Raw genomic sequence first — 21144 nt, 5'->3', positions numbered from 1 at the left:
GATAAGAGGTCCCGTCAAATAACAAGGGCAAATTTATAAACATTTACCGGATCAGCTATTGCATCCGGTACAAATGTAACGGGCATAAAGGAACATTGTTTTTAGGTGTGCGTGATGTATGCTACCTTTACATGCATATGCCGAAAATAGGACTTGCCGAAGATGATCTGAAGATCTCTGGATTGATAAAGAATGGCCTGGAAGAGCAGGGGTATGATGTGGCCGCATTTAACAACGGTGAAGCCGCGCTCCAAGCCTTCCGGAGCGAGCCGTTTGATCTCCTGATCTTGGATGTTATGCTTCCTGGAATCTCCGGTACCCTGCTGTGCAAGTCCCTTCGCGAGCAAGGTTTGGCATTACCCATACTCATGTTAACCGCCCTCGGCACCCTGGATGATAAGTTAACGGGTTTTAATAGCGGAGCGGACGATTACCTCGTCAAACCGTTCCACTTTAAAGAGCTCCTCGCCCGTATTGAAGCATTGCTGAGACGCAGCAAAGACCAGGAACAGCCGTCTGATAAAGTGCTTAGCTTCGATGATTTGACCCTAAATACCTTGAGTAAAGAAGTGCAGCGTGCCGGCGTGCAAATTGTACTTACCGCAAAAGAATATGCATTGCTGGAAGTGTTTCTTCGTCATCCAAATCAGTTGCTGTCCCGACAGTATATTGCAGAACAAGCATGGGATGTGAACTTCGATACCGGGACCAATGTGGTTGATGTTTATGTCAACTTCCTGCGGAATAAGATAGAGAAAGGCTTTGATAAAAAGCTGATCCACACCCGTATTAACATGGGTTATATACTTAAATAAAGCAGATGAAAATCAAGGACAGACTGGCGCTGTATTTTACGCTCGCAAGTACTTTGACGCTCTTGATCGTCCTTTCCGGAACCTACTTTACGTTTTCAAAATTCCTGGAGGCTGATTTCTTTGACCGGCTAACCGACCGGACGATGGTAACTGCAAACCTCTATCTGGAAGCCGACGAGATGTCGGAAGCTGCGCTGCAAAGAAACAGAGACCAGTACCTCGAAAAACTAAACAGTGAAGTGATCCGGATTTATGACGCCAATAATGAGCCTGTATTTATCGATGCAAATTCAAGTAGCTGGAGCCACGAGGTGCTTGAAAGCATCCGCAAACAGAAAAAGCTGAAGTTTAAAGATGGAAAGAACCAAGTTGTTGGCATTTTTTACAAAGACAATCAGGGCGACTTCGTGATCATCGCTTCTGCGTCAGACCAGAGTACATACTACCGCCTGGAGAAGCTCAAAACAGTGATGTTCTTCATTTTTGTTGCAATCTTTGTTGGATTGTTACTATCCGCGCGGTGGATTGCAAATCACATCCTGAAACCGCTGAATCTGTTTATCGAAGAGGTTGAACAAATCAGTTCAAACAATATGGACTTTAGGGTACAGCAGGGAAGCAGTAAGGATGAAATCAGCCAGCTGGCTGGCCGCTTCAATAAACTGATGGAACACCTGGAACAGGCATTTGTACTGCAGAGAACCTTCATCGCCAATGCTTCTCATGAGCTGCGCACACCTATAACGAGTATGATGATCGGGGCGGAGATCGTGCTTTCCAAAGATCGGCCAGCTGAAGACTATAAGCAAGCGCTGACTTCTGTGCTGGAGGATGCAGATCGGATGGACAAGATTATTACAGCTTTGTTGGGACTGGCGCAATCTGATCTTGAATATGGCGCTGCAAAGCTCGAAGAGGTGTCTCTCAGGAGATTGCTCCATGACATTGCAGAAAGCTCAAAGATGTCTGCTGTAAATGGCTCCCTGTCTTTGCACATCATTCCTAATGACAATGCCGATCATGTGCTGCTCGCAAATCCAACGCTCCTGACGATAGCCATAAACAACATCATCTCCAATGCTTTCAAATTTTCTGACGGCGGCGATGTAAAATGCACTTTGCATATCGACAATGCAGGTGCTGTAATAGAGATTCAGGACCATGGCCCTGGCATAGCTGATGAAGATCGTCCATTTGTCTTTGATCCGTTCTACCGATCTGCTTGCGGAAGCAGTAAGGCAGGTACAGGAATGGGTTTATATATGACGCAAAAAATACTTCATCTCTTCAAGGCTACCGTAATTGTAAAATCATCCGGAGCCACAGGGACGGTGTTTGAGATTCGGTTTGCCTGATTTTAATTCCGCTTTAATTTCCCTTTAATTCGTCTTTAATGCGCCCGGAATACCTTTGGCGCAAATGAAAGTACGTATTACAATCGTCTGGCTACTGGCAATCTTGCCATTTAAAGCTGCCTTTTCGCAGCACGCAACAACACTCACCTTAAAGGATGCTGAGCAACTGTTCCTGCGGAACAATGCAAGTTTACTCGCGCAGCGCTTCATGGTAGAAAAGTCCAAAGCCGAGATCATCACTGCCCGATTGTTTGACAATCCGGAGCTGAGTTATGAAAATCTGTTGTATAATCATGAAACGCGTAGGCTTCTGGAGACCTCTAATGCCAGTGGCCAATACACGGCCGCGATCACGCAGTTGTTTAAACTTGCAGGCAAGCGAAACAAAGACATCCGCGTAGCAGAAACGGCGTCAAAGATGGAAGGGATCGTTTACGCTGATTTGATAAGGAGCCTGCGATTTGAGCTAAGAAGTACTTTTTACCAGGCCTATTATGCCGAGCAGGACCTTACTTTATATGAACAACTGATTTCGTCACTTAAACAGTTGCTCATGGCGTCTGAACAGCAGCTTCAGCTGGGTAACATTGCCGGCAAGGATGTGATCCGTATAAAATCAAGACTATACGGACTGCAGCTTGAACAAGTAAATCATCAGAATGAACTGGATGAATTGAAAGGGCAGCTCAAGCTACTTACCGGGCTTGAGGCTGCTGAAAATATCCAGCTTAATGCGCCAGAGAAAACATCGGGAGCGCTTACCGTTAAAAAGATTCCCTTTCCGGTCCTCCTTGATTCTGCTAAGCAGAACCGCGCAGATCTCTATCTGGCAAAAACAGGCTTAACTTATGCGCAGAACGTGCTGGATGTACAAAAAGCAAATGCAATACCCGATATCGCCGTTTCCCTGACTTACGACCTCAAAGGAAACTATCCCGAAAAGTACACTGGAATAGGTGTGAGTGTCCCCCTGCCGTTATTCAACAGGAACCAGGGTGAGCTAAAGAAAGCGAGGATATCCATCGACGCCGCCAGGGCCGAGATCAGTAGAAAAGAAGCTGAGGTTACATCCGAGCTATTTAACAGCTATCAAGCAGCCTTGAAAATTGAAGCACTGTTCAGCCAGGTGGACACTCAGTTTAAGGGGAGCTTCGATCAGCTCATGGACGGCGTTTTCAAGAACTATAGCACGCGGCACATCAGCCTTTTGGAATTCCTGGATATTTATGACGCCTATAAAGATAGCATCACACAGCTAAATGAACTATCAGCGCGCTTAATGACAGCTAGGGAGACGCTTAATTACCAAACCGGTACAAACATTTTCAAATAGAACTTATGCACAAACACATTACATACCTTATCGTAGTCATTGTCACTACAATGGGCTGCAGCCCGGCCGTTGAGCCATCCGAACCCGCGAAATTCAGCGTTACCGACTCCTTGATTAGAAAATTACAAATCGACACGGTACAGGAGGCAAACGCACATGCGGAGCTGAGTTTTTCAGCAAAAATCATTGCAGATGAAGAACGACAGGCACTAATCTATCCGATGGTAAGCGGCACGGTAAAGCAGGTGTCTGTAAAAATTGGTGACTATATTAGAAAAGGGCAGCTGCTTGCGAGTATCTCCAGCGCTGAGATGGTCGGCTTTGAAAAGGATGTGATCGCGGCAACGGCAGAACTGACGGTAGCCAAACGGAACGTAGCTAACGTTCGCCAATTATTTAATTCAGGGCTTGCTTCATCCAAAGAGCTGGAAGAAGCGCAGCAGGACAGACAAGTGAAAGAAGCCGAGCTGAAACGAACAGCCGCTGTGCTTAGACTCAATGGCGGGAGTCGTTCCGGTAGTTACGCCATCAACTCGCCAATTGCAGGTTACATCGTAGACAAGCAGATTAACTCAAATATGCAGCTGCGTCCCGACAATGATAACCCGATTTTTTCTGTTGCCGATCTCTCAACGGTATCCGCTTTAATAAACATCTATGAGTCTGACATACCAAAAATCCAGGCAGGTGATGAAGTTCAGGTGACCTTGCTATCATACCCGGACCGTGCATTTACCGGAAAAATTAACAAGATCTATAATCTGCTTGATGCAGACAGCAAAGTTATCCATGCCAGGGTAAGCATCGCAAATCCAGACCTGACGCTTAAGCCCGGCATGCTTGCAACTGCTAAAATTCAATCCAGGTCGAACATCAATCTGCCGGTCGTAAAATCCCGGGGAATCATCTTCGATGAGAATCACCACTATGTGATCACGGTAGATGCTGGCAGTAAAGTAAAAATCAAGCAAGTCGAAATTAGCAGGAAGACTGCAGGTCTTGCCTATATCAGCAAAGGACTTGAAGCCGGCGAGCGCATCATCGCTTCAAAGCAGGTCTTTATCTACGAAAGTTTAAAAAATTAAGAAATCCGCTCGACCTATAACAAATGAATAAAGCTATTAAGAACATTATTGGGTTCTCTTTAAAAAACAAGTACTTCATTTTCATCGCGACGTTCATCATGATTCTTGCGGGCTACCTGAGCTTCAAACAGACTACCATAGAGGCTTTCCCGGACGTTACAAACACGAACATTACAATCATCACGCAATGGCCTGGAAGAAGTGCAGAGGAGGTAGAGAAATTTGTGAGCAGGCCGCTGGAAATCGCGATGAACCCAACAGAAAAACGCACAAGCATCAGATCCTCATCTTTGTTCGGACTTTCGATCGTTAAGATCACCTTCGAAGATGATGTAGACTATGCTTTCGCAAGGGTGCAGGTGAATAATCACCTGGAAGAAGCAGATCTCCCCGACGGACTAAAGCCGGAGGTGCAGCCGCCATATGGTCCTACAGGGGAGATTTTTCGTTATACGCTAACGAGCGATACCAAGTCGGTGCGGGAACTAAAGACCCTGCAGGACTGGGTCATCCAGCGTGAACTACTCTCTGTTTCGGGCATTGCCGATGTGGTGAGCTTTGGTGGAGAAGTGAAAACCTATCAGGTCACCGTTGATCCGCAGAAAGCCATTCAATATGGTGTAAGTGCAACGGAGCTCTTCGACGCGGTATCAAAGAGTAATGTCAATGTTGGCGGGGATGTTATTGTACAGAGTGGCCAGGCCTATGTTGTACGGGGTATCGGGATCTTGAATAACATTGAAGAAATCAGAAATGTCGTAGTCGATAATTTCAATGGAACACCAATCTATGTAAAAACAATTGCAGATGTTACGGAATCTGCTTTGCCAAGGCTGGGCCAGGTTGGGCGGGATTACGACCCTGATGTGGTGGAAGGGATCGTAGTCATGCGCAAAGGTGGTAATCCGAGTGATGTCATTGCACGCCTGAAGGAAAAGATTGAAGTCATAAACAGTTCCATTTTACCGGATGATGTCAAGATCAGCACCTTTTACGACCGTGAAGATCTGGTAAACTATGCGACACATACAGTTATGGGGAACATGCTCGAGGGCATCATCTTTGTCACGTTGATCGTGTTTCTATTCATGGCCGACTGGCGAACGACGCTTATCGTTTCCATCATTATTCCCCTGGCTTTACTGTTTGCTTTTATCTGTTTGAAATTAAAGGGCATGTCAGCAAACCTGCTCTCCATGGGGGCAATTGACTTCGGGATTATCATAGATGGTGCAGTGGTTATGGTTGAAGGTATTTTCGTAGCCCTGGATCATAAAGCTAAGCTAGTCGGCATGGCAAGGTTCAACAAGATGAGCAAGGTGGGCCTGATTAAACGTGCTTGCCTGGAGAACGGCAAAGGGATCTTTTTTGCCAAGTTGATCATCATCACAGGGCTACTGCCGATTTTTACTTTTGAGAAGGTAGAAGGGAAGATGTTCTCGCCACTGGCCTGGACCTTAAGCTTTGCGCTACTTGGGGCATTGCTGCTCACCTTTACGCTTGTACCAGCGATGGCAAGCGTGCTCTTGAAGAAGGATGTAAGGGAAAAACACAACCGCTTTCTTGAATTCCTGAACAGACACACCATGCGTATTTTCGATAGATGCTTCCGGGCTAGAAAGCTGGTGTTTAGCGTCTCCCTGATTTGCCTGGTCCTGGGTATCTTCAGCTTCCAATTTCTAGGCAGCGAATTTCTCCCGAATCTGGATGAAGGATCCATATACGTCCGTGCTACAGGCCCGCTGAGCATCTCGCTTGATGAAACTAAAACACGTTCCAATGAGATGCGTAAGGTTTTCCTGAAGTTTGATGAAGTAAAGCAGGTATTGTCGCAAACCGGGCGCCCGAATGATGGGACGGATGCGACCGGCTTCTATAACATGGAATTCCATGTAGATATTTATCCTCGAAAGGAATGGAAGATCAAGCAAACCAAAGAACAGCTGATCGAACGTATGCAGGACAGCTTGAAAACTTTCCCGGGCATCAGCCTGAACTTTTCCCAACCCATCTCGGATAACGTTGAAGAAGCGGTTTCTGGTGTTAAAGGCTCCATTGTGGTCAAGATGTTTGGCGAGGACTTTCAAATCATTGAGCGGGAAGAAGAAAAGATATACAACATCTTAAATGAAGTGGAAGGGATTGAAGATCTCGGGATACTTCGAAATCTTGGTCAGCCGGAACTACAGATCAACCTTGATCAAAATAAGATGGCATTATACGGCATTACCACTGCCGACGCGAATGCCGTAATCGAAATGGCTATAGGAGGGAAGGCCGCCACAGAAATCTACGAGGGTGAACGCAAATTTGATCTGATCATCAGGTACCCGGAGGACTTCAGAGATGATGAACAGTCGATAGGCAGGCTCATGATTCCAAGTATTGCCGGTGGAAAAATCCCTTTGGCAGAAATCTCGACAATCCGCAAGATTACTGGGCCCAGCATGATATACAGGGATAAACATCAACGCTACGGGGCGATTAAATTCTCCATCAGAGGTCGTGATATGGGTAGCGTGATTGCCGAAGCACAGGAGAAGGTCAAAGCGCACATTACCCTGCCAAAAGGCTATACTATGGAGTGGGCCGGAGATTTTGAGAATCAGCAGCGTGCTGCAAAACGACTTTCCCAGGCAGTTCCAATTAGTTTGCTGCTCATATTCCTAATTCTTTTCGTGCTCTTCGGGAACATCAAGGATTCATTATTGGTGCTCAACAATGTTCCATTTGCAATGGTTGGCGGCATTCTGGCGCTACTGGCAACAGGCATTAACTTCAACATCTCGGCCGGAATCGGTTTTATAGCACTATTCGGGATCTGCGTGCAAAATGGCGTAATCCTCTTAACACGGTTCAAGACCAACTTCGCTGAGCTTAAACACAAGCCTGAATGGACGTTTGAGGAAGCTTTAAAAGACGGTCTTCATGCACGGATCAGGCCAGTCGTGATGACGGCTATGATGGCTGCTATAGGTTTATTGCCTGCAGCACTGTCTACCGGCATTGGCTCAGAGGCATCAAAGCCGCTTGCGGTTGTCGTTATCGGCGGATTAATCACCAATACCATTTTTAATCTGTTTGTATATCCCTTAGTTGTGTTCTGGGTTTACAATCGCAACGCCAACAAAACAAATCTTACAACAAATTAGCAGGTACAAAGCAATAACAATCAACATAAAACCATTAGAACATCACATATGACAACTTCAATTTTCTTAGCAGCATTGGGTACGCAGGAGATCGTAATCATACTACTGGCAATCTTACTATTGTTTGGTGGTAAGAAAATACCTGAACTGATGAAAGGCCTTGGTCAAGGCATCCGCGAGTTTAAGGATGGTAAAGATGGAAATACACCATAAGGACTAGCGCAGAAGCGCCCGGATTACTTTGTTTTTTTAGTATCTTTAAAGCTCCAGGCCAGGCGCTAAATCCCCACGCAATCTTCTCGATTATTAAAGTCCTATAATTAATATTATGTTAAGTAGCCTGTTTATGCGCAGCTCCTAGTATAGCTTTATATCAAAAAACATTACATAAAAAAACCAGTAGTAGTGCTACTGGTTTTTCACCTTGACTAGAATTCCTGAAGTCTTTCCTTCAGTTCATCTACCTTATCATACCGCTGCTTTCTTGTATTGATCTCAATAAGCAACTGAATGGTTTGCCTGTCGTTCGGTGCAATCTCGTATGCATGTGTTAAAATATTCTCAGACTTGTTGATGTGTTCTTCATACAACTGCATCCGGTTCGCTTTGTCAGACTTTAGCACATCATTTCCCATGTTGATGTAAACGGTTCCGAGTTGATACAAGGCCGGAAAGAAATTTGGATCCATTGACAATGCCGTATTATATGCCGTCTCTGCCTGCGTATGCTGCCTTTTAAGCTGCTTTAAATATCCGTAGAGATAATACAATTCTTTATTCTGTCCCTCCAGTTTAATGGCTTCTTCCAGCGTTTTTTCAGCTTTGTCAAATCTTTCGTTGTCCAGCAACAGATTAACCAGGTCATTCACGATGAAGATATTGCTTGGATTTCTTTTCTGACCAGTCTCCAACACCTTTATGGCATTTTCAATGTCGAATTTTGAAGCATAGATTTCAGCAAGATGCTGGTAGATCACCGGATTAGAAGCACCGGTTTCAATCGCGCGATTGTAATAGGTCAATGCCTGATTGTAGTTTCGCAGATTCCTGCAGGCAATTGCTGTATTTAGTGCCAGCGTACTGTCCTGCGGGAAATAGTCACTAAGCTCCTTCAGATAGCCCAAAGCTGTTGAATAATCGTAACTGCTGAAAGCACGGTTGCCCTTCTCCTGCTTGATTACAAATGTGTTTAGTACAGCGGCTTCTAATAACTTCTCATTCTCATGAAATCTGTCCAGCTGTTTTGCCGTATCGATCAAGGCTAAGGCATCCTGGTAATACTTCTCAGGATCTTTCTCGTCGATGATGGCCAGATACGAATTCAGGTACGCCGCAATGGCCCAGGTTTCAGGGTACTTCTTGGTTTTTCGATCCACCTGCGCAGATTGTGTTGCTTTAAGCCCCTCTCCTATAATGTTCATCTGCTTATTCACGTCAGCTTTGGCCACAATCGCCGCCTGAAGCTTGCCAATGGTGTTCCGTGCAATCCTCAGCTGACTTTTCTGTGCGACTGCACTGAAAGTAATTGATAACAGAATAATCGATAATAAGGCCTTTCTATTCATAATCTTCGTTATCTAACAAATTTATAAAAAAAGAGTGATATCACTACCCTTCTTTCGTTTACTCCGGTCCCACGCCCGTTAACACCTGATGTTTAAAGTACATTGTGAATCTCTACCCCTTCGTTAACGATACAAGTCATATTTAAGTTGACGCTGTCAACTTCACACAAGCAACATTCCAAACGCTATTGTCCACAGAAAAGATTGAACGAATGAACCGCGATTCTATAAATGGTTAAGCATAAAAAAAGAGGGATATCGCTATCCCTCCTCTTTTATCCGCAATCCGGTATGTTATTTTTGGATTGCATCAAGACGTGCTTTTACGTCATTGTAGTTTTTAGTGTCGTTTTTGAACGTGTAGATGGTTTTTAAGTTTTCTAGTGCACCTACGTTCTTTGGATCGATTTCAAGTGCTTTATTGAAGAAAGGTACTGACTTCTCTACCAATGCATCTCTCTTATCTTTCGCAGCATTCAGTTCCTTAACTTTCTTAGCGTCAATCTTGTTCATGTCGCCTTGAATTTTCAGTGCCTGCTGTAAGTAAACGTTTCCTAGTGCAGCCTGGAAAGTTGCGTTTCCTGGTTGTTTAGCCACTAGCGTTTGTAAAGTGCTTTCTGCTTTTACGACATCACCGGTTTGCAGATAAATCTGAGTCTCGCTGGTGATGAAGTTGATGTTCTCCGGGTATTTAGCTTTTGCTTCAGTGATTGTAGCCATTGCAGCAGCCGTATCTTTCTGTGCGGTCAATTGCGTAGATACAATCTCTTCGTACAAAGTAGCCGCTTCTGGGTGATTTAAAGAAATTACTTTCTTGTATGAATCAATCATCTTAGGATAATCTTCCAATCCACGTGCAGCGATACCAGCATTCAAATACATTGAAGTATCTGTTGGGTTCAACACAGTCGCCTGGTTGAATTTCTCGTAAGCTGTTTTATAATCCTTTTTTTGATAAGCCAATACACCAATGTTTCTTACCGCATTGTTGATGTTTAACTGTGCTTGTTCAATGTTCTCTTTCTCAGAACCTTTAGCATCCAGGCTTTTTGATTTCTCAACAGCCTCCTGAGCAACCTTCAGGTATGCATCTGCGTTTTGCAGGTTAGCTGTATCAGCCATTGCAGCTGCAGAAGATAGCAATGCACGGTAAGACCATGCCTCGGGTAAGTTTTTGGACTTTTCATGAGCAATTGCAGCGTCAGTACGCTTAATTGCAGCATTAAGTGTTTCTAGTTTCTTGGAAACATCAGTACCGGAAGCACCCGTGATCTGATATAATCCCCAGGCTTTCTTTGCTTCCGCAATTTCACTTTTCTGCGCAAACGTAGCAGTTCCTACTCCCGCCAACAATATACTTAAAAGTACTTTTTTCATTTTTGTTACAGTTTTAATTTATTTCTAGTTTATTGGTTCCTCATCTTCAGATTCTGCCTCCTCGTCATCATCAGATTCCGCTTCATCTTCATCAAGCTCTTCTACTTCTGCTTCATCAGCCTCGTCAGCCTCGTCGTCAGTTGCTGGTAAAACCTCAGTACCATCCGCTAACACGCTTTCTGTACCTTCGGCAGCATCAAGTTGCTCCAGAACCGCTTCCAGCGCTTCTTCCTCTTCGTGCTCAATCTTGGCAACAGATGCAATGGCATCATTACCCTTTAGATTGATCAGCTTCACACCCTGCGTAGCCCTACCCATAACCCTTAAGTCACGGACAGCGATACGAATCACAATACCTGATCTGTTGATGATCATTAAGTCATCCAGATCCGTAACGTTCTTGATCGAGATCAAGTCGCCCGTTTTCTCGGTAATGCTAATGGTCTTAACACCTTTACCACCACGGTTCGTTACGCGGTAATCTTCGATATCGGTACGTTTACCGTAACCTTTCTCAGATACCACAAGTACCGTTGCAGAAGAATCTTCAACAGCAATCATGCCAACCACCTCATCCTGGTCGTGAGCAAGGGTTACACCCCTTACACCTGTGGCAGTTCTCCCCATTGGGCGTACTGTCGACTCGTTAAAGCGGATCGCTCTACCCGAACGTAAGGCCATCACGATCTCACTTGATCCGGTGGTTAAAGTAGCTTCCAGCAGCTGATCACCCTCGTTAATGTTAATGGCATTGATACCGTTAACCCTTGGTCTTGAATAAGCCTCCAGCGAAGTTTTCTTGATGGTACCTTTCTTGGTACACATGATGATAAAGTTGTTTTCCAGGTAATCCTGATCTTTAAGGTTCTTCACCTTAATGTATGCCTTTATCTTCTCTTCCTTAGGAATGTTAATGATGTTTTGTATTGCACGACCCTTACTCAAACGTGAACCTTCAGGGATTTCGTATACGCGCAACCAGAAACAACGTCCGCTCTCCGTAAAGAACAGCATATAATTGTGGTTGGAAGCAACAAGTAAATGCTCTATGAAATCTTCATTTCTGGAGTCAGAACCCTTGGAACCTTTACCACCTCTGGCTTGCGTACGGTATTCTGTTGCTGGTGTACGTTTGATGTAGCCTTCATGAGAAATCGTGATCACCACGTCTTCATCTTCAATGAAGTCTTCCATGCTCATGTCATCAGCAGAGTGAACGATCGTTGTTCTACGCTCATCGCCGTATTTCTCCATCATCTCTGCAAGCTCATCTTTGATGATCTGCATTCTCAAGCCTTCATCTGCAAGAATCGACTGTAAGTATTCGATGGTTTTCATCAACTCATTGTACTCTTCTTTAATCTTATCACGCTCAAGGCCAGTTAACCTACGAAGGGTCATATCAAGAATTGCACGCGCCTGGATGTCACTCAAACCAAACTGCTCCATCAAGCCAACTCTGGCTTCTTCTGGGGTGTTTGATGAACGGATTAAACGAATAACCTCATCCAGGTGATCCAATGCAATCAGCAAACCTTCCAGGATGTGGGCACGTTTCTGTGCTTCAGCAAGCTCGAATTTGGTTCTGCGGACAACAACCTCATGTCTGTGATCAACGAAGTGTCTGATCAGGTCTTTAAGGTTCAACAACTGCGGGCGACCGTTTACCAGTGCAATGTTATTTACACTAAATGAAGTCTGTAAAGCAGTTTGTTTAAATAAGTTATTTAAAACAATGCTGGCATTCGCATCACGTTTAATTTCATAAACGATACGGATACCATCCTTGTTGGATTCATCTTTAATGTTGGAAATACCTTCGATCTTTTTCTCACCAACCAGCTCAGCGGTACGCTCAATCATGATCGCTTTGTTCACCTGGTAAGGAATCTCGGTTACAATGATGCTTTCGCGATCTTTGTTGGTTTCAATTTCCGCCTTTGCACGCATCACGATACGGCCACGGCCGGTCTCGAACGCTTCCTGCACACCTGCATAGCCATAGATGATTGCCCCTGTCGGGAAATCTGGCGCTTTAATGTGTTTCATCAGGTCCTGAACGGTAATCTCTTTATCATCAATGTACGCTACGGTCGCATTGATTACCTCCGTAATGTTGTGCGGCGGCATGTTCGTTGCCATACCTACTGCGATACCAGAAGCACCGTTGATCAGCAAGTTTGGAACTTTTGAAGGCAATACTGAAGGTTCCTGCAGGGAATCATCAAAGTTCAGCTGGAAATCAACCGTATCTTTATTGATGTCGGCAAGCATTTCCTCTGCAATCTTCGCGAATCTCGCCTCTGTATAACGCATTGCTGCCGGCGAGTCACCATCCACAGAACCAAAGTTACCCTGTCCATCAACCATCATGTAGCGTAAGCTCCATTCCTGAGCCATACGAACCATGGTATAATAAACAGAGGAGTCCCCATGCGGGTGATATTTACCCAGAACTTCACCCACAATACGGGCGGATTTCTTAAAAGGTTTATTGTTTGCAAGCCCAAGATCGAGCATGCCATATAAAACACGACGGTGCACGGGTTTTAATCCGTCGCGTACATCAGGTAAGGCACGAGATACAATTACTGACATCGAATAATCGATGTATGCAGAACGCATCTGCTCATCGATATTGATTTTAATAATCTTATCGTTTTCCTGATTTTCCAAGTCTTCAGCCATATTTTCTGTATTCGTTTAAAACGATTTTAAAAAGGTATTGTATTAACCCTGCGAATTTAACAAAATAATAACGTTTAAGGGCAGTAAAGCGAAAATTTAAACCCAATCAATACCTTTTCTCAAACGCGTTGAAGTAAAGGCCTCTGGGCTGTTTTCTGTGGGTTTAAAATTGTAGGTCCATTTCGTAACCGGCGGCAGGCTCATCAGGATCGACTCAATCCTTCCGTTTGTTTCCAGACCAAACTTTGTCCCGGAATCATAGACCAGGTTAAACTCCGCATAGCGGCTTCGTCTCAGGTACTGCCACTCCTTTTCCGCTTCTGTAAATTCCGTATTCCGGTTTCTGTCAATCACTTCCGTATACACAGGTGCAAAACTTTCTCCAACGGCTTTCGAGAACTCGAAAATATCCTCATAGCTCATCCCTGTACTTGCAGGTTGTAAGCGGTCATAGAAAATGCCTCCCACGCCGCGGGTTTCTTCCCGGTGTTTGATGTAGAAGTAATCATCTGCCTGCTGCTTGAATTTCGGATAGAAGTCCGGGTGAAAGCGATCGCAGGTTTCTTTCATCTTATGGTGGAAGAACCGCGCATCCGTGTCGATCACGTAATGTGGCGTCAGGTCTATCCCACCGCCGAACCACCTGGTCTGTTCATCAAGCTCAAAATACCGGATGTTCATGTGTATAATCGGCACGAAAGGATTCGAAGGGTGCATCACGATGGATACGCCAGTCGCAAAGAACTCATCGCTTTCCACCTTAAACGATCTTTTTACGGCCTCCGGAAGTTTTCCGTGCACCGCTGAAAAGTTTACGCCACCTTTCTCAATCACATTTCCGTTCTGCATGATCCTGGTCCGGCCGCCACCGCCACCTTCCCTTTCCCAAATCTCTTCTTCAAACTGACTCAAACCATCTGCCTGTTCGATTGCCTGGCAAATATCATCCTGTATCTTCTGATAAGCGGTTACTATGTTTTCTCTGAACATCATATTTATTGCAAAACCAAAGGTACCAATTAAACCTGTTGTAAATTTTTGTATTCCGATAAAGTACACTGTTTTGACACTGATAAATCAAGTCTTAGTAACGCCGAATCAGCTGCCCTACCGCCAAACTTTGAGGCACAAAAAAACCGGAAACAAGTTCCGGTTTTCTTTAAAAAGGTCTTCCTACATTGGAGGCAGCGTTTTTGTGCTGTCTGGCGGAGTTGTGGTTCTGGTTGTGTCCGCTGTAGTTTGTGACGTATCCATCGTGGTTGTCGATGTTGTGTTCGTCATCGTTGAATCCGTACTCGTGCTATCTGAAGATCCAGACAGGTTTTTGGTCGAATTGCATGCTGAAGTGGCTAATATCATTGAACCCGCAACAGCAAGACTTAAAATCATTTTTTTCATAGAATAGTTTTAATTGCATATAAAACATCTTTCAAATTCAAAAGGTTTTAAAATTCTCATGCTAGACCGCTAACTCGTTCATCTGTCCCCCATTATTACACGGCCTTTACCCCACAATTGCTTCCCTGAAAAACAAAAATTTCCTACAGCACGAAATCTTTTAGATATTTATTGCTCATGATTGTATCAGAAAGAACCCTTAAATGGGCCTTAAGTTTATACCCCCCGATGTTGTGCCAGCGCATATGGGTAAAGAAATTCCACAAGGGTTTCCGGGGTGTAGACGTGAAGATCGCTAAGAGTGTCATCAATACCAATTACAATGGTTCCATCTTCGGGGGCACAATTTATGCCGCTACAGATCCGTTCTATGCATTGTTGTTCGACCAGCTCCTGCGGCGTAAAGGTTTTAAAACGAGGGTATGGCTCAAAAGTGCCTCCATTCAATACCTCAAACCCGGCCGTACACATTTGTACTTCAGCCTGATCATCACAGATGAGATGCTGGAGGAAGCGACACATGCTTTAACGACGGTCGGCAAGTTCATCAAGGCCTACCCGATGGAAATCACCAATAAAGACGGTGAAGTATGTGCAACCGTAATGAACGAGGTGTACATCCGGAACCTGCACCACGGCGAAAAGCAAGTTGTTGCCTATTGATATAAACAGAAATTAAGCATGAACATCAGGGAACTCATTTTACAAGGCGAAGGCACCACACTTGATTTCAAGAAAACCATCACCAGCGCAGAAAAGATTGCCAAAAGTCTTGTCGCTTTTGCGAACAACCAGGGTGGCGTGCTGCTCATCGGCGTTGCCGATGATGGCAATATTGTCGGCGTAAAATCGGAAGATGAAGAGCGCTACATGATTAACAAAGCCGCTCACCAGTTCTGTAAACCCGCCATCGAACCGGAATTCGAAGAGATTTACATCAACCACAAAATTGTATTAGCAGTTAAGATCGCCCAGAGCGACATCAAACCGCATTATGCACTCGACGCGAACAAGGAATGGTGGGCCTACTACCGGGTGAAAGACAAAACCGTGCTGGCCAGTAAAATTGTGCTCGACATGCTGAAGGAAGAGCAAAGCGCCACCGGCAAGATGATTATCTATTCCGAGACGGAAAGAAAGCTTTTCAGTTACCTGGAAGCCCAGGAGCGCATCACCCTAAAGCAATTCACCAAGCTCACGCGGCTGTCCAACAAGAAAGCACAGAAACTGCTGGTCAGCCTGCTGACCTCCGGCATTTTGCAGCTGCACCTCTCTGAAAAAGAGGAGTACTTTACTTTTATTAACTTGAAATAGCGCTACCTTTGCAGATCAATCTGATCATGTTAAGTTCCTTTTACGCCCGCTACAAGCCATTCTATAAAGATAATCTTATTCTTGCACTGCCCATCGTGGTCTCCCAGCTCGGGCATACCATGGTTAACATGGCAGACAGCATCATCGTCGGTCATTTTGCCGGCACGGTTCAGCTTGCGGCCGTATCTCTGGTCAATAGTATTTTCATGCTTATTCTCGTGCTGGGCCTCGGCATTTCGTACGGCCTTACGCCGCTGATCGCTAAAATGAACGGTGCCAGGAATTACGACGAGTGTGGTAAGCTGTTATCCAGCAGCCTCATCATCAACGTGATCACGGGTACCCTGTTATACATCTTCATACACTACGGCACACTGTCCATCATCGATCACATGGGCCAGTCGCCAGACGTGGTTGCCTATGCCAAGCCGTACCTGGGCTACCTGGGCTTCTCCATTATCCCGCTGATGATCTTTCAAACCTTCAAGCAATTTGCCGAAGGTTTAGGATTCACCAAGCAGGCCATGTTTGTCTCCATCTGGGGAAACATCCTGAACGTTGTGCTGGGGATCATCTTCGTTAAGGGGATGTTTGGCATTGAGCCCATGGGCGTTAAAGGGGTTGGTTTAAGCACACTGATCGACCGGTCGCTGATGGCGGTTGTGATGTCTGTTTACGTCATGCGTTCTGAGAACTTTAAAAAATACCTGCACAAGTTTAAGTTGTTTTTCATTGACCTGGACCGCTTCAAACGCATAGTGAAAATCGGTGCACCCGTAGCGCTTCAGTATTCCTTTGAAATCAGCGCATTCAGTGGCGCCGCAATCCTGATTGGCACCATCGGTAGTGTTCCGCAAGCAGCCCATCAGGTGGCGATCAACCTAGCTGCTGTAACTTATATGATGGCGAGTGGTGTTGCTTCCGCGGCAACGATCAAAACTGGCAATAACCTTGGTCGTGCAGCCTTTGGCGACCTCCGCAAGTCCGCCATTGCCAGCTACCATGTCGTGATTGCCTTCATGAGCGTGACCGCCCTGTTGTTTGTGTTTGCAAATAACCTGTTGCCATACATCTACACCGAAGACACTGCAGTGATCCAGATCGCGGCACAACTGCTAATCATTGCCGGGTTTTTCCAGCTGTTCGATGGGACGCAAGTTGTGGGTCTAGGTGTGCTCAGGGGTATAGGTGATGTAAACATACCTACCCTTATTACCTTTGTCGCTTATTGGGTTATTGGAATACCGCTAGGCTACTTCCTGGGGATCACGCTCGGTATGGGCGTAAATGGCATCTGGTACGGCCTGACCTTCGGTTTGCTTACCGCTTCCATCCTCCTATTTCTCCGTTTCCAAAACAAAACCCGAGCCTTGATCCTTACCACTTAGTCTGCATTCGCAGGCTAACCCTGTTGTAAAGAATGGCGACTACCCACAAATCCATATACAGCGCGCTTGCGGCAAACTTATTAATCTCCATAACTAAATTCGTTGCAGGCGCCTTCAGCAACAGCGCCGCCATGATTTCTGAGGGTATTCACTCCCTTGTTGACACGGTGAACCAGATTCTTCTGCTCTACGGATTAAAGCAAAGTAAGAAGCCTGCAGATGCCCTACGCCCCTTTGGCTACGGCAAGGAGCTATATTTCTATTCTTTCATCGTCTCCATTCTCATCTTCGGACTGGGTGGTGGTATTTCCATTTACCAGGGCATCTCACATGTACTTCATCCGGAACCGCTGGAGGACCCCACCTGGAACTATGTGGTGCTGGGCTTATCCATCCTCTTCGAGGGTGCCTCTCTGGTCGTTGCAGCGAAAGAGTTCAACAAGGCGCGCGGAGAACTAAGCTGGTGGAATGCCATCGTAAGCAGTAAGGATCCAAGTAATTTCCTGGTCCTCTTTGAGGATGGTGCTGCCGTATGTGGCCTATTGGTGGTGATGGCTTGTATCTTCCTGGGTCATCGGTATGACCTCCCGGAACTCGACGGGGTGGGCTCCATCCTGGTCGGATTGATCCTGGTATTTGTCTCCATTATCCTCGCCCGGGAAAGTCGTAGCTTACTAATGGGCGAAGGCATCATGCCCGAAAATCAAACCAAAATCATCAGGATTGCGGAACAAGATGAGGCGGTCATCAAAGTGCAGCATTTACTATCAACTTATCAGTCGCCGGAAGTTATCGTCCTCATGCTGATCATCACCTTCAAGGATGGTCTGGAAACCGCTGACATAAATGCGGCTATTGACCGTATACGGGCATCCATAAAGCAGGTATTTCCACTCGTTCGTTTCGTTATTATTCAGCCAGAGTCCATTGAGGAGCATTCTGGAGAATACGACAATCTCACTTAGATCAGGAACTTAGGAAATATCATTTTAAATTCTATTTTTGTTATGCAAACATAATGAGGAATTTAAAAGAATTTATTAGGAAACTGTACCATACCCCAGCGCTCGACAAGCTCATCATTGAAAAAGAGGTCAGGAAAGTAAATCTCGTCAGGTCCTTAATGCTCAGCGGCATCTGTGTGCCGGTCGCGCTGGTTTTATCGGTCACCTATGCCCACGGCATAGATGCGGATACCGTTTCTTTTATCGACTGGAAAAAGCACATTCTCATTCTCAATTTCATTGTCGGTTCCACCTGCAGTATTCTTTTCGTACTAAGCCTTATCGCCTACTACCGGCCGCAATATAAAAGATCATTCCGCCATTTGCCGCACGTACTTTTACTTGTCGTTGCGCTTTGGGGTACCATTTGTACCATCTATGATCAGGCGGTCACCACCTCGATCATTGGGTTCCTGATCATCTGTGTCGTCTGTTCGCTGATCCTGCTCATCAAACCCCTCCAGCTTGTCGTTTACCTGCTCATCATCTACCTGGTATTTGGTATCGGGATGAGTCAGACGCAGCAGGATCCAGCCATCCTGCTGTCCAATCTTTCGGTAGGATTTATTACGCTCATCATCTGTTTAGCATTATCGACCATCCAATGGCGCGGCAATCTCCGGGCCTTTAAGCAAAGGCGCGTTATAAAGGCGCAGAAGCGGGAACTTGAAGAAAATTATAAAGCTTTGCTGGAATCTTCAGCGCAGCTGCAGGAAGTGAATCAAACGAAAGATAAATTCTTCTCCATATTGGCCCATGATTTACGTGGTCCCATATCTTCTACCCTTGCACTTACCGAACTACTGCAAGAAGGTATGTTTGAGGAAGATGAACTGGAACGGAAGCGGATGTACAAGCTGCTTCAAACCAGTCTTTTCACCACAGGTAAACTGCTGGAGAACGTGCTGCTTTGGTCCAGAAGTCAGACCGGCAACATCACATTCCAGCCTAAAAAGATCGACATCTACGAAACGCTGGAAGCCAACATCAGTCTGCTGAAGATTATGGCTGCCCAGAAAGACATTCAGATCATCAACCTCGCATCAACAGACCTCAGCATTTGCGGTGATGAAGACATGATCAACACGGTATTCCGGAACCTGATCTCCAATGCTATTAAGTTCACGCCCAACTTCGGTAAGATCGAGATTGTATCCGGCAAGAAAGTAGATGACATCGGACAGGAACACATCACGATCGCTGTCGTCGACTACGGCGTGGGCATGAGCGACAAGACCTTACAGGGCCTCTTTCGTACGGATAGCAGGACAGCCACCCCGGGTACAAACAATGAAACCGGTACCGGCCTCGGACTGGTGCTATGCAAGGAATTCGTGCAGAAACATGCGGGCGACATCCTCGTCGAAAGCAAGGTGGCAGAAGGTAGTACCTTCACCATTATCTTGCCTGCAAGCCGGAAATCTTAACGTTAATTGTTCCCTAGCGAACCAATCCAATCAATTTGCGCCTTCGGTTTGTTACATAATTGTATCTTAGCTAAAAATGATTTTCAATGAGAGAAGCGCTAGTCCAACAGTTTACTGAACTATACCAAAAAGCTCCAGCAGCAACCTATTTCACCCCAGGAAGGGTAAACCTGATCGGAGAACATATCGATTATAATGGCGGGCTTGTCCTGCCGGCAGCGGTCACCTTAGGCACAACGCTGTGTATGGCACCAAATGATGACCAGGTATTTCGCTTTAAAAGCTTAAACTTTCCAGACACCAAAGAAGTTGCGGTAAGCACATCTTATCAGAAAGAAGGCAATTGCTGGTTCAACTATCCGATCGGCATCATCAACCAGCTGGAGGCAGAAGGAAAAACCATCACCGGCTTCGACTTCCTCTTCCATGGCAATATTCCAGTAAGTTCAGGGCTTTCCTCCTCCGCCTCTATTGAAGTGCTGACCGCATACGCATTAAACGATTTCCTGAATCTTGGCTATAGCCGCCTGGAGCTTGCCTTAATGGGGCAAAAGGTGGAGAACGAGTTCATCGGCGTAAACTGCGGCATCATGGATCAGTTCGCGGTTGCCTTCGGTGAAAAGGACCAGGCCATATTGCTGAACTGCGATACGCTGAAGCACATTATGGTCGACTGCCAGTTGGGGGACTACAACCTGGCGATCATCAATACGAATAAATCCAGGAAGCTGGAAGAATCCAAATACAATGAGCGCGTAGCGGAATGCAATGAAGCTTTGGTCGCCTTAAACCAGGAGATTAAGCTGAACAACCTCTGCGAGCTGACTGCAGAGAAATTTGCACTACATAAACACCTGATTACCGACCCTAAGATTCTGGACCGGGCAACGCATGTGGTTACCGAAAACGATCGTGTGCACCTGGCTGCTAAAGCCCTGGGTTCACAGGATCTGGAGACCTTCGGCCGACTGATGTATGCCTCACACGAATCTTTAAAGGAATTGTATGAAGTGTCTGGTAAAGAGCTGGATACCATTGTAGAATTCTGCCAGCAGTACCCGAAAGTAATTGGTGCAAGGATGACTGGTGCTGGTTTCGGCGGCTGTGCAATTGCTTTACTGGAGAAAGGTGCTGAAGAAGATTTCGAAAAGCAGCTGAATGCCTATTATGAAGCTCAGGTAGGTTACCCTGCGGGCGTGTACATCTCCGAGATCGGCGATGGTGCAAGGAAGATTTAATTACC

17 protein-coding genes are annotated in these 21144 nt (G+C 45.6%); 13 read left to right on the top strand and 4 right to left on the bottom strand.

The features are described 5' to 3' along the window. Window positions 1–137 precede the first annotated feature (137 nt). The 6 genes from IEW69_RS10505 (at window position 138) to IEW69_RS10480 (ending at window position 7953) form a co-directional block, all read left to right on the top strand. Window positions 138–815 (top strand): response regulator transcription factor, encoded by a 678-nt coding sequence (locus tag IEW69_RS10505; RefSeq protein WP_188626808.1) that lies wholly within the window; start codon window positions 138–140, stop codon window positions 813–815. 5 nt (window positions 816–820) lie between these two features. Then, complete coding sequence (locus IEW69_RS10500; RefSeq protein WP_188626807.1) at window positions 821–2170, top strand: sensor histidine kinase; 1350 nt, start codon at window positions 821–823, stop codon at window positions 2168–2170. A 64-nt stretch (window positions 2171–2234) separates the two neighbouring features. Further along, a complete protein-coding gene (locus IEW69_RS10495) occupies window positions 2235–3503 on the top strand; it encodes a TolC family protein (RefSeq protein ID WP_188626806.1) in 1269 nt (422 codons plus the stop codon). 5 nt (window positions 3504–3508) lie between these two features. Then, complete coding sequence (locus tag IEW69_RS10490; protein WP_229663591.1) at window positions 3509–4588, top strand: efflux RND transporter periplasmic adaptor subunit; 1080 nt, start codon at window positions 3509–3511, stop codon at window positions 4586–4588. Window positions 4589–4611: 23 nt separating this feature from the next. After that, complete coding sequence (locus tag IEW69_RS10485; protein ID WP_188626805.1) at window positions 4612–7740, top strand: efflux RND transporter permease subunit; 3129 nt, start codon at window positions 4612–4614, stop codon at window positions 7738–7740. A 48-nt stretch (window positions 7741–7788) separates the two neighbouring features. Continuing rightward, window positions 7789–7953 carry a Sec-independent protein translocase subunit TatA/TatB gene (locus IEW69_RS10480; RefSeq protein ID WP_188626804.1) on the top strand — a complete coding sequence of 55 codons (165 nt, stop codon included), beginning with the start codon at window positions 7789–7791 and terminating at the stop codon, window positions 7951–7953. Window positions 7954–8168: 215 nt separating this feature from the next. Here the strand turns inward: IEW69_RS10480 and IEW69_RS10475 are convergent, their stop codons facing one another. The 4 genes from IEW69_RS10475 to hemF form a co-directional block, all read right to left on the bottom strand. After that, on the bottom strand, window positions 8169–9305 hold the full coding sequence (locus tag IEW69_RS10475) for a tetratricopeptide repeat protein (RefSeq protein ID WP_188626803.1): 1137 nt from the start codon (window positions 9303–9305) through the stop codon (window positions 8169–8171). 294 nt (window positions 9306–9599) lie between these two features. Then, entirely contained in the window at window positions 9600–10682 is a 1083-nt protein-coding gene (locus IEW69_RS10470; protein ID WP_188626802.1) for a tetratricopeptide repeat protein, read from the bottom strand. Between the two features lie 24 nt (window positions 10683–10706). After that, a complete protein-coding gene (gyrA, locus tag IEW69_RS10465) occupies window positions 10707–13370 on the bottom strand; it encodes a DNA gyrase subunit A (RefSeq protein ID WP_188626801.1) in 2664 nt (887 codons plus the stop codon). A 96-nt stretch (window positions 13371–13466) separates the two neighbouring features. Further along, entirely contained in the window at window positions 13467–14363 is an 897-nt protein-coding gene (hemF, locus tag IEW69_RS10460) for an oxygen-dependent coproporphyrinogen oxidase (RefSeq protein ID WP_188626800.1), read from the bottom strand. A gap of 127 nt (window positions 14364–14490) precedes the next feature. On the opposite strand from hemF, the gene IEW69_RS10455 reads away from it, so the two are divergent. The 7 genes from IEW69_RS10455 (at window position 14491) to IEW69_RS10425 (ending at window position 21139) form a co-directional block, all read left to right on the top strand. Next, complete coding sequence (locus IEW69_RS10455; protein ID WP_188626799.1) at window positions 14491–14775, top strand: hypothetical protein; 285 nt, start codon at window positions 14491–14493, stop codon at window positions 14773–14775. 170 nt (window positions 14776–14945) lie between these two features. Continuing rightward, window positions 14946–15431 carry a DUF4442 domain-containing protein gene (locus tag IEW69_RS10450; protein WP_188626798.1) on the top strand — a complete coding sequence of 162 codons (486 nt, stop codon included), beginning with the start codon at window positions 14946–14948 and terminating at the stop codon, window positions 15429–15431. An 18-nt stretch (window positions 15432–15449) separates the two neighbouring features. Then, on the top strand, window positions 15450–16082 hold the full coding sequence (locus IEW69_RS10445; RefSeq protein ID WP_188626797.1) for an AlbA family DNA-binding domain-containing protein: 633 nt from the start codon (window positions 15450–15452) through the stop codon (window positions 16080–16082). 26 nt (window positions 16083–16108) lie between these two features. Continuing rightward, window positions 16109–17470: an MATE family efflux transporter gene (locus IEW69_RS10440; protein ID WP_188626796.1), complete on the top strand. Its 1362-nt coding sequence runs from the start codon at window positions 16109–16111 to the stop codon at window positions 17468–17470. A gap of 32 nt (window positions 17471–17502) precedes the next feature. Then, window positions 17503–18435 carry a cation diffusion facilitator family transporter gene (locus tag IEW69_RS10435; protein ID WP_188626795.1) on the top strand — a complete coding sequence of 311 codons (933 nt, stop codon included), beginning with the start codon at window positions 17503–17505 and terminating at the stop codon, window positions 18433–18435. A 53-nt stretch (window positions 18436–18488) separates the two neighbouring features. Beyond that, the gene (locus IEW69_RS10430; protein ID WP_188626794.1) at window positions 18489–19901 is read left to right on the top strand and encodes a sensor histidine kinase; all 1413 of its coding nucleotides are present in this window, start codon (window positions 18489–18491) and stop codon (window positions 19899–19901) included. An 86-nt stretch (window positions 19902–19987) separates the two neighbouring features. Then, window positions 19988–21139 carry a galactokinase gene (locus IEW69_RS10425; RefSeq protein WP_188626793.1) on the top strand — a complete coding sequence of 384 codons (1152 nt, stop codon included), beginning with the start codon at window positions 19988–19990 and terminating at the stop codon, window positions 21137–21139. Window positions 21140–21144 lie beyond the last annotated feature (5 nt).

Source organism: Pedobacter quisquiliarum (assembly GCF_014642175.1).
GTDB classification, from domain to species: domain Bacteria; phylum Bacteroidota; class Bacteroidia; order Sphingobacteriales; family Sphingobacteriaceae; genus Pedobacter; species Pedobacter quisquiliarum.
Note: the sequence above shows the minus strand (reverse complement) of the source record. Positions and strands in the feature narration are given on the sequence as shown.